This window comes from Coralliovum pocilloporae, assembly GCF_030845175.1.
GTDB classification, from domain to species: Bacteria; Pseudomonadota; Alphaproteobacteria; order Rhizobiales; family Cohaesibacteraceae; genus Coralliovum; species Coralliovum pocilloporae.
This window is the reverse complement of the sequence record NZ_CP132542.1, coordinates 1,206,894-1,221,356: the sequence shown is the minus strand read 5'-3', so window position 1 is coordinate 1,221,356 and position 14,463 is coordinate 1,206,894. Positions and strand designations below refer to the sequence as shown.

14 protein-coding genes and 1 pseudogene are annotated in these 14,463 nt (G+C 55.4%); 1 reads left to right on the top strand and 14 read right to left on the bottom strand.

What is annotated here, in order from left to right; all coding sequences use genetic code 11:
• Positions 1-38: 38 nt before the first annotated feature.
• From RA157_RS05655 to RA157_RS05595, 13 genes and pseudogenes are all read right to left on the bottom strand, one after another.
• Positions 39-796 (bottom strand): annotated as a pseudogene (locus RA157_RS05655) (IS5 family transposase).
• 113 nt (positions 797-909) lie between these two features.
• Positions 910-3,528 carry a TIGR02302 family protein gene (locus tag RA157_RS05650; protein WP_350335493.1) on the bottom strand — a complete coding sequence of 873 codons (2,619 nt, stop codon included), beginning with the start codon at positions 3,526-3,528 and terminating at the stop codon, positions 910-912.
• Between the two features lie 108 nt (positions 3,529-3,636).
• Positions 3,637-4,902: a diaminopimelate decarboxylase gene (gene lysA / locus RA157_RS05645; RefSeq protein WP_350335492.1), complete on the bottom strand. Its 1,266-nt coding sequence runs from the start codon at positions 4,900-4,902 to the stop codon at positions 3,637-3,639.
• 12 nt (positions 4,903-4,914) lie between these two features.
• Positions 4,915-5,103: a hypothetical protein gene (locus RA157_RS05640; RefSeq protein WP_350335491.1), complete on the bottom strand. Its 189-nt coding sequence runs from the start codon at positions 5,101-5,103 to the stop codon at positions 4,915-4,917.
• Positions 5,104-5,191: 88 nt separating this feature from the next.
• Positions 5,192-6,583, bottom strand: coding sequence for an argininosuccinate lyase (gene argH, locus RA157_RS05635; protein ID WP_350335490.1), 1,392 nt, complete (start codon positions 6,581-6,583; stop codon positions 5,192-5,194).
• A gap of 178 nt (positions 6,584-6,761) precedes the next feature.
• Positions 6,762-6,962 (bottom strand): hypothetical protein, encoded by a 201-nt coding sequence (locus RA157_RS05630; RefSeq protein ID WP_350335489.1) that lies wholly within the window; start codon positions 6,960-6,962, stop codon positions 6,762-6,764.
• Between the two features lie 144 nt (positions 6,963-7,106).
• Positions 7,107-7,313, bottom strand: a complete 207-nt coding sequence (locus RA157_RS05625) for a hypothetical protein (protein WP_350335488.1) — start codon at positions 7,311-7,313, stop codon at positions 7,107-7,109.
• Positions 7,314-7,377: 64 nt separating this feature from the next.
• Positions 7,378-8,910 carry a class I adenylate-forming enzyme family protein gene (locus RA157_RS05620; RefSeq protein WP_350335487.1) on the bottom strand — a complete coding sequence of 511 codons (1,533 nt, stop codon included), beginning with the start codon at positions 8,908-8,910 and terminating at the stop codon, positions 7,378-7,380.
• Positions 8,907-9,782 carry a 3-hydroxybutyryl-CoA dehydrogenase gene (locus tag RA157_RS05615; protein WP_350336159.1) on the bottom strand — a complete coding sequence of 292 codons (876 nt, stop codon included), beginning with the start codon at positions 9,780-9,782 and terminating at the stop codon, positions 8,907-8,909. The genes RA157_RS05620 and RA157_RS05615 overlap by 4 nt, the downstream gene beginning before the upstream one ends.
• A 222-nt stretch (positions 9,783-10,004) precedes the next feature.
• Complete coding sequence (locus RA157_RS05610; RefSeq protein WP_350335486.1) at positions 10,005-10,949, bottom strand: radical SAM protein; 945 nt, start codon at positions 10,947-10,949, stop codon at positions 10,005-10,007.
• Positions 10,950-11,056: 107 nt separating this feature from the next.
• Positions 11,057-11,638 (bottom strand): cob(I)yrinic acid a,c-diamide adenosyltransferase, encoded by a 582-nt coding sequence (locus RA157_RS05605; RefSeq protein WP_350335485.1) that lies wholly within the window; start codon positions 11,636-11,638, stop codon positions 11,057-11,059.
• 81 nt (positions 11,639-11,719) lie between these two features.
• Complete coding sequence (locus tag RA157_RS05600) at positions 11,720-11,908, bottom strand: twin transmembrane helix small protein (RefSeq protein WP_350335484.1); 189 nt, start codon at positions 11,906-11,908, stop codon at positions 11,720-11,722.
• Between the two features lie 72 nt (positions 11,909-11,980).
• Entirely contained in the window at positions 11,981-12,808 is an 828-nt protein-coding gene (locus RA157_RS05595) for an SDR family oxidoreductase (RefSeq protein ID WP_350335483.1), read from the bottom strand.
• A gap of 184 nt (positions 12,809-12,992) precedes the next feature.
• Between RA157_RS05595 and RA157_RS05590 the strand changes: the two genes are divergently transcribed.
• Positions 12,993-13,757, top strand: a complete 765-nt coding sequence (locus tag RA157_RS05590; RefSeq protein WP_350335482.1) for a carbonic anhydrase — start codon at positions 12,993-12,995, stop codon at positions 13,755-13,757.
• A gap of 121 nt (positions 13,758-13,878) precedes the next feature.
• Here RA157_RS05590 and RA157_RS05585 read toward each other — a convergent pair whose 3' ends face one another.
• Positions 13,879-14,313 carry a host attachment family protein gene (locus RA157_RS05585; RefSeq protein WP_350335481.1) on the bottom strand — a complete coding sequence of 145 codons (435 nt, stop codon included), beginning with the start codon at positions 14,311-14,313 and terminating at the stop codon, positions 13,879-13,881.
• Between the last annotated feature and the right edge of the window lie 150 nt (positions 14,314-14,463).

Sequence of the window (14,463 nt, the reverse complement as noted above, 5' to 3'; positions counted from 1 at the left end):
CTTTTCAGATAAAAGCTCGTGCTAGGCTGAATCGACATTCATCTCATCCATAGTATTGCAGCTGCGATTTGGACGAAACTGAGGAAGTATATGGCCCTTCGGTCGAAGCGTGTTGCGATACGTCGGAAGTGCTTGAGCTTGTTGAAGCATCGCTCCACCGTATTACGGACTTTATAAGCTTCGAAGTCGTAGGGGATGCGATGTTTTCGTGTCGGGTTAGACGGGATCACCGGCTCAGCCCGCATTGCGCGGATCAAAGCACGGATCGCATTGGAATCATAGGCTTTGTCCGCCAGCACACGCTTCGGTGTCAGGCCGTCCAGAAGATCAGGTGCAATCGGTGCATCTCCACGCTGGCCTGGCGTCAGGATGATACGCAGAGGACGGCCAAGAGCATCCGTCGCGAGGTGGATCTTTGTCGTCAGACCACCTCGGGAATGCCCCAAAGCCTGGTCCCCCCTTTTGAGCCCTTGCCTGTCGCCGCCTGTTGATGCGCGCGCACAAGGCTGCTGTCGAGCGAGACGTAGCTGTTATCAGGGTCCTTGATCAGATGCTCGAACACCCGTTCCCACACGCCCGCCTCGGCCCAGCGAGTGAAGCGTTTATGCACTGTCTTCCATTTGCCGTAGCGTTCAGGAAGATCATGCCAGTGCGCCCCGGATCGTAGAACCCACAAAACACCGTTTACGAACAGCTGGTTATCTCTGCCGCTACGTCCTGGATCTCCAGGCTTGCCCGGCAAAACCCCTTCAATCTTACGCCATTGCGAAACCGTCAATTCATAGCGCTTGGGCATCAAAGCATCTCCAGTTCATCGAATCTGGAAACCTATGAATCACATCTGTACCCAACTTGGGAAGACTGAATGTCGATTGAACCTAAAGCAAACTCTTAGGCCGCTTCTGAACCCTAGTTAAGCTTCAAAAGGCGTTCCAGATAATCCAGCTCGATTGTCGGCCTGTCAGGGTCGGAAAACCGCTTGCGCAGTTCGCGCAGGATTCTTCTGGCGCGCTGGATATCAATTTCATTCGGCACTTTGACGTTGAAACCTGGATTGGTGCCGTCTCCGTCCTGTTGTGCACGACCCAGCGGGTCTCGCGCCGCCTGGTCAGGCTGGAGCCCGCCGCCACGCTGCCTTGCGGCTTCTGCAAGCTGGTCAGTCATTTGCTGTGCCTGCTCCCGGAGAGCGGACAACGCGCGTTCCTGTTCTGTCAGGGCTTCATCGGTGCGGCCGCGACCAAGGGCACGCTCAGCGTTTCTCATGGCTCGTTCTGCCGAACCCAGAATGCCATTCTCCCCATTGCTGCCTGAACCCTGTGACTGGTTGCCGCTCTGACCCTGACCTTGGCCGGGGCCCTGGTCCTGACCGGGCGTCTGGCCCTGCTGGCCGAATTGCTCTCCGCCCGGCTGCTGGCCATTCTGGTCACCCTGTTGTCGACCCTGCTCCTGAGCTCTGCGTTGCTGATGTTCTTCAGTCAGGCGACGTGAAAGATCCGAGAGATCCTCCTTGAGGTCGCGCTGCTGGGCTTCCAGCGCTTCCAGTGCTCTCTGCAGTTCATCCTTCAGAGCGTTCAGATCCTGATTGTCCTGATTGCGATCAGCCTCATCCAGACGGCGCTCGGACTGATAAGTGCGGTCCCGCAAGGATTGCTGCTCCCGAATAATGCCTGTGAGCTCCTCAAGCTGACGCAGCATTTCATTAGTGCGCGGGTCGCCCGGCTGGGCCATACGGTCAAGGGATGACAGGAGATCCTGAAGCTGGCTCAGCAATTGCTGGGCTTCCTCTTTCGAGCCTGACTGGGCCAGTTGCTGGATCTGTTCCAGAATGCGGTTGAGGTCCTCACTATTGAGGGTCTGTTGATTCTGTGCCTGGGGAGAAGCAGCATTCTGGTTCTGCAGCTGCTGCGCCAGCTCGTTGAGATAGTTGTTCATTGCCTCGCGAAGGCGTTCGGTCAATTCGGCAATCTCTTCATTTGAAGCGCCGCGCTCAAGGGCATCCTGAAGCGCTTCACGCGCAGCATTGAGGTCACGTTCAGCGTCTCCAAGTGCACCATTCTCAATGGTCAGCGCCATGGTCCACATGGCGTCGGCAACATCCCTCAAGTCTTCCGTTGTTCTGGCATCTGTGAGAGACCGGTGCAGGAAGTTCAGGCCGAGATAGACCTTGACGGAGGGCACAAAAAGCTCGGGACCAATTGTCAGGCCGTCCAGAGCCCTCAGGACAGGTTCTGTGGCTTTGCGGTCTCTCGCAAGGATACGTCTTTGCTCGACAAGTGCACGGGGAACAGGCTTGTTGAAAAGCCGCGCAGGCAGGACCATGACCTGTTCTTCTGAAACGGCTTTCTGGCCGATTGCATCCGTGATCTCGAGCTGAAGGATAACACGGCTGCCAGCCCAGGGATGATCTATAAAACTGAGCCGTGTTTCGCCATCTCCCTGGTCGTTGCGCAGGCCCGGAACCTGAAGCCGTCCTTCCGGTGCATCATAAAGCGGCTCTCCTGCAGAAGGGGCCGTATCGGCAAGAGGTCTGACAATGACACGGGCTGTTGCGCCGGGATAATCTTCTTCAACCGTATAGGCAAAGAGGATGCCGCGGCCGGGTGTTTCTTCCGGTGGCTTGCGCCAGATAATCTCCGGCGGATTGTCTGGCAGAAGTTTGAACTGCCATTCTGCCCTGGTTGCATTTCCGGATGAGACAGAGAGAGTCTGTGCCTCGGTCAGCTCCACCTCGAAATTCTGAAAACCTGCTGCGTTCTCGCTTACTCCGGTCTTCCGGGGAGGCAATGGTTCTGAGCCGGTATTGCTCGTCAGCCTGATATCCTCACCACCCGAAATGCGGATGGTGAGCCGGCTGTTTTCGGGGATTGTCCATTCTGATGGTTCAGCGGATTTTGCCGGGAGAAAGACCGGAGCCAGTCCGGTATAGGTGGGCGGTGTCACCCAGGCGTCTATCCGGATGTTTTCCACCGCTGTTGAGCGCTGTTCCACTCTGAAGGCGTCCCCGAGCCTGAGCCCCAACTCGCCCTGACCTATGCCTGCTGACACGTAGAGCAGCAACAGCAATGCGGCGCGGAGAATATAGGGATCTCTGGCCTTGCGTCCGCTGCTCGGCCAGACCAGCTTCAGAGGTGCTGTCAACTGCTGCAGAAGGTTGACCTGATGCATTGACCAGGCCTTTTGTGTGCCTGTGTCATGACTTCCCAGTGCCAGTGTGTCCCTGAAGCTTGAAATCGGGCGATGGGTAAGGCTGTTGGCCTGCTCAAGCCGCCTGATGGCGGCCTGTCGCGAGGGGATGGGCAAGCGGGCCGTCCATATGAGACTGGCTCCCAGCGCTGTGCCAAACAGGCCGAGGATGATCACACGGGCCCAAAGAGGCACGACGAGCCAAAGACCAAGCCAGCTGACAGAGACAAACAGTCCCAGAATCAGAAGACTGATGATCAGGCGCGGCCAGAACTCTTCCCATAACAAAGCGAGCCAGGACAACGAGATTCGTCGTCTGATGCGGGGGTCGGGCGGTTCCGTCAATGGGCGGCGCTCTCTCAACATTCCCGGACTATATCACCGGAGAATGGCAAGAGATAGGCGCACACGAGGCTTTGATGACCGGTTCAGTCTCTGCGCGATCAGAGCCGGTCAGAGCCAATCCGGAACACTGTCATCCGCCAGCAGCTCATCGTAGCTCTTGCGCTTGCGGATAACATGGTATTTGTCCCCGTCGACCAGGACTTCAGGCACCAGCAGGCGGCTGTTATAAGTCGAGGCCTGAACTGCGCCATAGGCTCCTGCTGAATAAACGGCCAGCAGATCCCCGGCTTTGACCGGAGGCAGAGAACGGGCGTGACCCAGATAATCGCCGGTTTCGCAGACCGGGCCTACAATATCAGCCGTGATCTCATCTGCATCTTTGGCCGGTTCTTTCACCGGGCCAATTTCATGCCAGGCCTCATAAAGGGTCGGCCGGATCAGATCGTTCATGGCAGCATCGACGATCACAAATGTCTTGCCTTCGCCTTCCTTCACATAAACCACTTCGGTCACCAGAAGCCCGGCATTACCGGCAATCAGGCGCCCCGGCTCAAAGATTACCTTGCAATCGAGAGCCCGGACATGCCGCTTGACGATTTCCGCATAATCTTTCGGAAGAGGCGGGGTTTCCTCACCTGAGCGGTAAGGAATGCCAAGGCCGCCGCCGAGGTCTACGTGATCAATGACATGACCATCAGAACGGAGATCCGCAATCAGGCTTCCCAGTCGCGAGAAGGCAGCGTCAAACGGTTCCAGCTCCGTAATCTGGCTGCCGATATGCATGTCAATGCCCGTGACCTTGATGCCGGGCATCTTGTCAGCACGAGCGTAGACATCACGGGCGGATTTCCAGGGAATGCCGAACTTGTTCTCGGATTTTCCGGTCGAGATTTTGGCATGTGTCCGGGCATCCACATCGGGGTTGATGCGGAAGGAGACATGGGCCTCACGACCCATCTGTTCTGCAACAGATGACAGGACCTGAAGTTCCGGTTCGGATTCGACATTGAAACACAGAATGCCCGCTTCAAGTGCGAAGGCCAGTTCTCCGGCTTTTTTGCCGACACCGGAGAACATGATTTTCTCCGCCGGAACGCCCGCGGCAAGAGCGCGACGCAGCTCCCCTTCAGAAACCACATCAACGCCTGCGCCTTCCTTGGCGAGAAGCGTGAGCACAGCCTGATTGGAATTGGCTTTCATTGCGTAGCAGACAAGGGAGGGGATATCGGCAAAGGCATCTGCAAAGACATGATAATGCCGCCGCAGGGTTGCCGCCGAATAGCAGTAGAATGGTGTTCCGACGCTTGCAGCTATATCTTCAAGCGAGTGGTTTTCGGCGTGCAGGACGCCATCGGCAAAGTCAAAATGATGCATTGGGTCTGTCCGTCAGAGCAGGCTGTCGAGAATAAACGGGCGGTCTGAACTGTCTGCCTCGGAGCCTGTCTCGGATGACTGGTCCGCTGCTGGTGTCTCAGCCGTAACGGCCTGAGGTGATTTCAGCTGTGTTCGTTTGCCGCATCCGCTCAGACCTGCTGCTAATCCAAGTGCAATTGCGAGTGTCAGCATGAACTTCATGACCGTATATCCTGTCCTGCGGATCTGTTCCTCTTCAAGCTATAAGGCCAGCGTGCACGTCTTGCAAACGGAAGCTGGCTCACGGCTCTTACTTCGCTTCCCGGGCAAGGCGGGATTGCCAGCGCTTGGCCTGTTTGCGCACATTGACCGGAGAGGTGCCGCCATAGCTCAAGCGGCTGCGGACGGACTTGTCGACGGACAGAACGGTAAATACGTCCTGTGTGATGCGGTCATCAATGGACTGAAGGTCCTCAAGAGAGAGCTTGTGCAGTTCAACGGACCTTTCGGATGCAAGCGCAACCGCACGGCCTGTTACGTGATGGGCATCGCGGAACGGCATATTGAGAGCACGGACCAGCCAGTCAGCCAGATCGGTCGCGGTTGAGTAACCGGATCCGGCAGCTTTCTTCAGCACCTTCACGTTCGGCTCAAGATCGGCAACCATCCCCGTCATCACGGCCAGAGTGACCATGAAGTTCTCAAGCGCATCAAAGGTCTGTTCCTTGTCTTCCTGCATGTCCTTGGAATAGGTCATCGGCAGACCCTTCATGACAACAGACAGGGCGTTGAAGGCACCCAGAATCCGGCCAATCTTGGCGCGAACCAGTTCTGCGGCATCCGGATTGCGCTTCTGCGGCATGATGGAGGAGCCAGTGGTGAAGCGATCACTCAGGGTGACAAAGTTGAACTGGGCCGAACACCAGATCACGATCTCTTCGGCAAACCGGGACATATGGAGCGCTGAAATGGAGGCCGCAGCCAGTGCTTCCAGCGCAAAATCACGATCAGCGACAGAATCGAGCGAGTTTGCGGTCGGGCCATCAAAGCCGAGCAGACCGGCAGTCCGGTGACGGTCAATCGGGAAAGACGTTCCGGCAAGGGCAGCGGCTCCGAGCGGGCATTCGTTCATCCGTTTGCGGGCGTCCTGGAAGCGGCCGCGGTCACGGGCCAGCATTTCCACATAGGCCAGCATGTGATGGCCGAATGTGACAGGCTGAGCGCTCTGCAGATGGGTGAAGCCGGGCATAACCACTGATGCATGGGCGAGCGCTTTTTCGACCAGAATGGTCTGCAGCTCACGCAATTGGCCTTCAATCGTATCAACAGCATCGCGAACCCAGAGGCGGAAATCCGTGGCAACCTGATCATTGCGTGACCGGGCCGTGTGAAGACGACCGGCAGGTGTGCCAATCAACTCCCTGAGGCGGGCTTCCACATTCATATGGATGTCTTCAAGGCTGCGGGAAAAGGTAAAGCTGCCGTCTTCGATCTCGCTTGCGATCTTATCAAGGCCATTCTTGATTTCAGCCGCGTCAGCCTCTGTGACAATGCCCTGTTCTGCAAGCATGGTCACATGGGCCTTGGAGCCTTCGATATCCTGGCGATAGAGCTTCTTGTCGAATTCGATGGATGCATTGATTTCTTCCATCAACGCGTCCGGGCCTTCAGAAAACCGTCCGCCCCACATCTGGTTGCTCATGCTCGCCTCTTTCGTGTTCGTTTGTTCAGAGATCCGTATGTGTGAAACACGGATAAAGCCCGGGTCGCGTATACGCAATCCGGGCCTGAAACTCAATGAGGCATTTATGAGAGCATGATCTCAGGCATGGTGCAATGAACGGGGTCACGCAACATGCGTCATGTCTGTGCCGCGTGTTTTATGCGGAGCGGTCCACGACGCCGCCGACACCCGGAGCGGTGGGGGAGCTGGATTTGCCGCTCTGAACGGCCTGGCTGACCAGATCGACGATCTGCTGGTCCTGCTGGGCGGCTTGCTTCAGAATGGTGTTTTCGATCGCAAGGCGTGTCTGTGCCTGGGTAAGCGCAACGGCGCTTTGTGCTGTAGAACTGACACTCATGACCTGTTCCCTTCGTTTGATGCTTCAATTTGCAGCAAAGATCTTAAGAAAGGATCAACTATGTTCCCGGCAGCAAGTCATAATCAGAAAGCCCGGATTACTGATGCAATCCGGGCTTTTGTCTGAAAACGGTCCAAAGGTGCTCTATGCGGAGATGTCGACCACATTTCCGACACCCGGAGCGGTGGGGGATGATGACTGGCCTGCTCCGGAGGCTTCTGCAAGCTGCGCTTCGGCCTGCTGTTCCTGCTGACCTGCCTGTCTGACATTATTGGTTTCAACGGCAAGACGGGACTGTGCCTGGATCTGGGCTGCTGCGGCAGCGCCTGCTTCGATAGAACCGATACTCATAACTTTCCCTTTCTGTTCGCCATTCCAAACTGCGCTGGAGTTTTTAACAAAGGGAAAACCGCAATTATCCGCTGTTTTCCTGTCTTAAACGCTTCCGCATCAGTTTGCCGGATGCTGTTCTGGGAAAATTATCTCTGATAATCCAAAGCCTTGGGCGCTTGTAGTCTGCGAGACGTTCGGCAGCATAGGCGTTGAGAGCCTGCTCGTTGAAGCATTGATCCCTCTTCACAATGACAAAGGCGGTAATCAACTCCACGTCATTTTCCGTGATTGTGGTGGTTACGGCAATTTCCTCAATGACAGGATGACCCGAAAGAGCCTGTTCAACCTCTTCGGCAGCAACCCGATATCCTGATGCATTCATCACGTCATCAGCGCGGCCGGCATGCCAGACATAACCGTCTTCATCCATTGAGGCGCGGTCTCCGGTCAGGAACCAGTCATCCAGTGGCTTTGGACCGTTCTGATCCGCGTCCCAGTAACCGAGCATCAGACCAGCTTCGGATCTATGGATGGCGATAAGACCGGTGTCTCCTGCTCTGGCTTCAGCTCCGGGATTGTCTTCGTCCAGAATTGTGACCTTGCGTCCTGGTTGGATATGACCTGAGCTGCCGGGGCGGACCGGCATGCGAGGTGATGCAGAGATATAGGTAGAGCATTCAGACATACCGAGCGCTTCATAGATTTCCCGACCTGTGGTTCGGGTCCAGGATTCATAAAGTTTTGCGCCCAGGGATTCCCCGGCACAAAGGGCATGTCGGAGGCTGGGCATGCTGTCAGGGCTGAGAGCGTTGTACTTCAGAATACGCCGATAGAGGCTAGGGACAGCGGCAAACAGGCTGATCTTGTGATGTTCGATCAGGTGCGGCCAGATTTCAGGTGTCTTTTCTCCGGTAAACACAACGCTTGTGGCACCCCCGGCCCAGGGGTCCATAAGCCCGACGCCGAGGGTATAGGTCCAGTTGAAAGCGCCAGCATGCAGGAGCTGGTCGTCCGGAGAGAGACCGAACCAATGCTCCGCCATCGGACGTCTGCCGAAAATGGTTCGATGTGCGTGAAGCACGCCCTTCGGATGACCGCTGGTTCCGGATGTGTAGATGAGAAATGCCGGGTCATCTTCTCCCATCTCTGTGTGTGCTGAGGCGGGAGTATGATGTGTCTCGAAATCTGAGGGGGTCAGGCAGGGGAGGTCAAGGTCATGATAGGTGGTTGGATCATGACAGACCCCCAGGCTTGCACCGCTGTTCTGCCGGATAAAGGCGCGTTCGCGCGGGCTCAGCTGGTCAGACAGGGGAACCGGTACGAGACCGGCTGAGATGGCCCCGAAGAAAACAATCGGGAACAGGCTGCAATTGCCCAGATCCACCAGAACCCTGTCGCCACGCTCAAGGTGGCCCGCGAGCACCTGATGCGCTGCGAGAATACGTTCTGACAGGGCTTTGTAAGTATAGAGTTCCGGTGAAAAGCTGTCCGGGCCGGATGTTACAATCAGCGCCGGTTTGTCTGGAGTTTCAGACAGGCCCTTCCTCAGGCAGAATTCGATCAGGTTAAAGGGAGCCGGGGTAGCCCCGGCTCGGATGTCCCGCTGGGATATCATCGGGTCGGAACGGGAATCTCACCACGATAGTCATAGAAACCGCGATTGGTTTTTCTGCCAAGCCAACCTGCTTCCACATATTTCACCAGAAGCGGGCAAGGGCGGTACTTGGTATCTGCAAGACCGTCGTAGAGTACCTGCATGATGGACAGGCAGGTATCAAGACCAATGAAATCGGCCAGCTGCAACGGACCCATTGGATGATGGGCGCCGAGCTTCATGGCCGTATCAATCGCTTCAACGGTGCCTACACCCTCATACAGTGTGTAGATAGCCTCGTTGATCATTGGCAGCAGGATGCGGTTGACCATGAAAGCCGGGAAATCCTCGGCAACAGCCACCTTCTTTTCCAGAGATTCGGCAAAAGCCTTGGACAGTTCATAGGTGTTGTCTTCGGTGGCAATACCGCGGACGAGTTCCACCAGTTCCATCACCGGCACAGGGTTCATGAAGTGAATGCCGATGAACTGTTCCGGCCGGTCCGTGGACGAGGCCAGTCGCGTGATGGAAATCGAGGACGTGTTGGTCCCGATAATGGCTTCCGGTTTCAGAACAGGGCACAGAGCTGAGAAGATCTTGCGCTTGACGGCTTCATCTTCGGTTGCGGATTCAACAACCAGATCACAGTCGGACAGATCGTCCATCTTTGCGCTGGTTTCGATCCGACCAAGGGCTGCATCCCTGTCGGCTTCAGTGATTTTACCTGAGCCGACCTGACGGTTCATATTGCCGGTAACCGTTGCGAGGGCAGCTTCAAGGCGTTCTTCAACAGCATCATGGACCACAACATTGTAGCCTGCGAGAGAACAAACATGGGAAATGCCATTTCCCATCTGGCCTGCGCCGATCACACCGACCTTTTTAAGTGGCAATGTCATTTTCGGGATCCCCGATCTAAACCAGTATCGACGTTATCCCGAGTTCCTCCCTGCCAGCAAGTCGGGCAGTACGGTACGGGACAGTTCTTCATAGGGATAAAACATGGACTTATCCCCGATTTTGTTTCCGAACCGTATCGGGCTGTTCTCTATTCGTCAATTGGCTTGTGCAGTGCAATAAGTCGCACTTATTGCCGTGCGTATTGGTGCGGGGGCTTATCCGGAACAGGATCCGCCGCCAAGAACGCAGAAACGGGCGCAGTGTGGATGGTTGAGCTGAACCGGCTCCGATCCTTCAGCAAGGGTCTGGCCCATATCAAAGGACTGATCATAAGGCAGAAGTGTACAGGGCAAAACAGTCGGTGCGTTAGCACCGCGCCGTTTGACCACCATGCGCGATGATGCGCACATCATTGCCTCGGGAGATACATTCAGAATACCCCAGCAATCGGTCGTAATCTCCGGGACATCAGCCGTCTCGTCCATTTCCGGGAAGAGAACAAGCTGCCAGGGATCATCGCAATCAAGTGTGATGCCTTCCTGTTCGAAGAGCGCTTTATAGCCGCGTCTTGCATCGGCGTCAGTCTCGTTCCAGCAGGTACGCCCGGCGACAGCCAGTTTGAACTGATTGTCGGACAGCCATTTGAACCCGTCCATCATCGGCTGCCAGGATTTCGGGCCGCGCATCTTTTCATGATTGGCCGGATCATAGTGATCCATGGATACACGGATGGAAAGCTTGTCCGGATAGGCATTCTTCAGTGCGAGCAGCTTGTCCTGTTTCAGATGCATCGGCTTCATGGCATTGGTCAGCACAAGGACGTCAAAGCCGCGGGACAGACCCAGTTCCAGGATAGGGATCATGTCCCTGTTCATGAAAGGCTCGCCGCCGGTAAACCCAAGCTCGCGGACGGGCAGTTCATCCCGTTCGATCTCATCCAGATAGGTTTTCACTTCGTCAGTGGTCAGGTAAACAAGCCGATCGTTTTTCGGGCTCGATTCCATGAAGCAATTGACGCATGTGATGTTGCACAGGCTGCCGGTGTTGAACCACAAGGTTTCCAGAGTCTTCAGACGAACGCTTGCGCGCTGTTCACCCTTGGCAGTGATGAATGGATCAACAAACTTGCCGGGTTTTTCTTTCGCTTGCGGTTGCGCCACTGGCATGTTCCTAAACTGTTGTCGTCGAACGAGGTCTACGGCCTAACACATCATGGTTTCAAAGAATGAGAGCAACCGACATTGTGCTCACAATCCCGTGATGCCTGTCAGCGATTTTGCCCCGGGACCCAGAGTACGTCATCTGTTCCCTTGTTGTTGACCCAGCGGCTGGCGACAAACAGGAAATCCGAGACGCGGTTGGCATATTTGCAGGCTGCATCACTGACCTCCTCGCCATCCTGATGACGGAGTTCGACCATACGTCGCTCTGCCCGCCGGATCATGGTGCGAGCCAGATGAAGATAGGCTGCAGCCGGATGGCCGCCGGGGAGGACAAAAGACCGGAGCGGTTCCAGATCGGCATTCAAGGTGTCGATTTCCTGCTCGACCCGCTCGACCTGAGCGTCAACAATCCGCAAAGGTTCGTAACCAAGATCCTGACCGGTATCCGGTGTTGCGAGGTCAGCGCCAAGGTCAAACAGATCATTCTGAATGCGTTTCAGCATATCGTCGATTTCAGGGAATGCGTCGCCAGTATGAAGGCGGGCCAGGCCGACAGCGGCGTTGGCCTCGTCGACGATACCATAGGCATCCACGCGCACATCGTATTTGGTGCGTCGGCCTCCGGCTCCCAGTGCCGTGGTGCCATCGTCACCGGTCCGCGTGTAGATCTTGTTGAGTTTTACCATGAGAAATCCCTGCTGGCCGGTTCCCGGTTCTTTGAACTGATGGAGGAAAACAGGCGTGCGAGCCCGCTATTGGAAGCCTGATCAAGCCTTTGCGTAAAGTGCTGCCATGACGATGATGATGGCGAAGAACTGGAGCAGCACGCGCCAGCGCATTAGTTTCTGAGACAGATTGGCGTTGCCGCCGCGCATCATGGTCCAGAGCCCTGCCAGCAGCACCAGCGTCACGGCTCCGAGTGCGAATGGTATCAGGGAATTCAGAATATCTGCCATAGTCATGTCCTGTCCCGGGCAAGGTCTGTCACCGGATCTTGTCTGATTTTATGCACAAAGTGCCGATCTGGTTCAATCTGATACACGATCACACAGATTGTCGAAAGCCCGTGCCGGGAGCAGACGCCTCATCGCGGCCATAAAATAGGTCGGAAAGGTAACGTAATAGTGCGGTTTGGGTCTTGGGCTCTCCAGAGCGTGGAGCAGCTTTTTGTGGACGGCCTCCGGGCCCAATTTAAAGCGTGTGGTGCCGCCGCGGTTCATGTTGCTCATGCGGGACTTGTAAATTGCATGATGCGCTGAGTTTTCGATGTCGATATTGTCCTGAAACTTCCTGAGAGCATTCTCTACGAAAGCACTTGTGATGGGGCCCGGCTCGATCAGGGAGAGATGAACCCCGCTTCCCCGCAGCTCAAGGCGCATGGTGTCAGACAGGCCTTCGAGTGCGAACTTCGTCGCGTTATAGGCCCCGCGATACTTCAGGGCGACCAGACCCAGGACGGATGAGTTCTGAATGATACGGCCACTCCCCTTCTTGCGCATGGCTGGGATCAGACGGCACGTCAGATGGTGCCAGCCAAAGAAGTTGGCCTCAAACTGAGCACGAAGAATATCAGTCTCCAGATCTTCAACCGCCCCTGGCTGGCCATAGGCACCATTGTTGAAGAGAGCATCAATGTTACCATCGGTGGCTGCCAGAACATGATCGGCGCAGGCATCGATAGAGGCCTGATCCGTGTAGTCCAGATAAAGGCTTTCAAGCCCTTCTGCTTCAAGGCTGGCCAGGTCCGCTTCTGTGCGTGCTGTGGCGAAGACCCGCCAGCCTGCTTTTTTCAGTTCAAGTGCGCAGAAGCGACCGATGCCGGTTGAACATCCGGTAATCAAAATTGTCTTTGCCATGAAAATGCCCAGTATCGAAACTCTGATTGGTTACAGGTTTGAGAGGTTGAGACCCTATCATAACCTGATACAGGCCTGCGGGGCATTATGCGAGCCTGTCATTTTGCAATGAAGGGATCAGGTGGCTTTATGATGTCACCTCGATGCGTTCTTAAAGTTATTTGAGGTCGTAAGGAGTATTATTATGGTTTCTCGTTTTCTGACAACTCGCCTGACAACTCGTCTGACTGCTGCTGCCCTGCTTCTGAGTGTTTCAGGTGCTGCTGTTTTTGCTGAGGGCTGGTCTTATTCCGGGGCAGCAGGGCCAGCACAATGGCCTGTTCTGGCACCTGACTATGCGGCTTGTGGCGGTGTGGAACAGTCTCCGGTCGCCTTGGAGACTAATACAGCGGTGACGGCTGAACCTCTATCGCTTTCAATTCGCTGGAAACCCTTCCATCCAACCCTTGAGGACACGGGCCATTCCATTAAGGTGAACGCCAGCAAGAGCGCCGGTTATGCAACGCTTGGGGATGAGAAATATCGCCTCCTGCAGTTTCACTTCCACCATGGCAGCGAGCATACGCTGGATGGCAGGCAATATGATGCCGAATTGCATTTCGTGCATCAGTCTGAAGCCGGTGGTCTTCTTGTTGTCGGCCTGCTGATTGAGGAAGGGCCCTCCAATGGTCTGATCAAGATGTTGTGGAACGAGTTCCCTGACCGGGGGCAGAGCAAAAAGATCTCTTACCCGATCGCTGCAACGGATCTGCTGCCAGGCAACAGGACATTTTTCCGATATCAGGGTTCTCTGACGACGCCACCCTGTTCGGAGATTGTGACCTGGCATGTGATCAAGGAGCCGATGACCCTGTCGAAAGAGCAGATAGCCGGTCTGGCTGAGCGATATGCGGATAACTTCCGGCCCGTACAGCAGTTGAACCGTCGCTATATCCTGTCCGGCCAGTAAGATTGGTTATGGGCGACAGAAACAGAAAACGCGCCATGTGCTGACACTATCGGATCTGCCGATAATGTTCCGACCATAAGGGTCGGGCAGACATGGCGCGTTCTTTTGTTGACTCTTGCATTTACGCGGATGCGGCTTCCAGTTCCTTGCCACAGACAATGGCTTCAATATCCGCCACCGTGTGGTGGGTCAGGTCTTTTGACAGCTCACCGATAAGACGGGCGCTGACTTCCTTATGGAGCTCTTTTCTCAGGTCACCGAGAACGCGCGGCGGAGCCACGAGTACCAGGTGTTTGAAGCGGTTCTTGTGCGCAGCCTTATAAAGAAAGTCGGACAGCTCGACTGCAAACCGGTGCTTTTCAATATGATACCAGTTGGAGAGTTCAGCCTTGCCGGTTTCATGTCCGTCAGACGGGGCGTCGGACCCGTCATGTTCCATCACGCGTTGCACGATAAAGTTCGGAAAAACCTCATCGCCTGCATTCTTCAAGAAGAGCGCCTTTTCACCGTCGCAAACCAAAATCCAGGCATCCTGCTTGATCGTAATGGATTTCATCTCACACCTCTTTCTATAGAGACTAACACTTAGAATCTCATCCTATGCTTCATGTGAGTGGTCTCCCTGATCTGGATCAAGTGAACATTGTTTTCTGAAGCGTGCCCAAAGAAAAAGCCGGACTGAAAAGCCCGGCCTGTGAATTTCTGT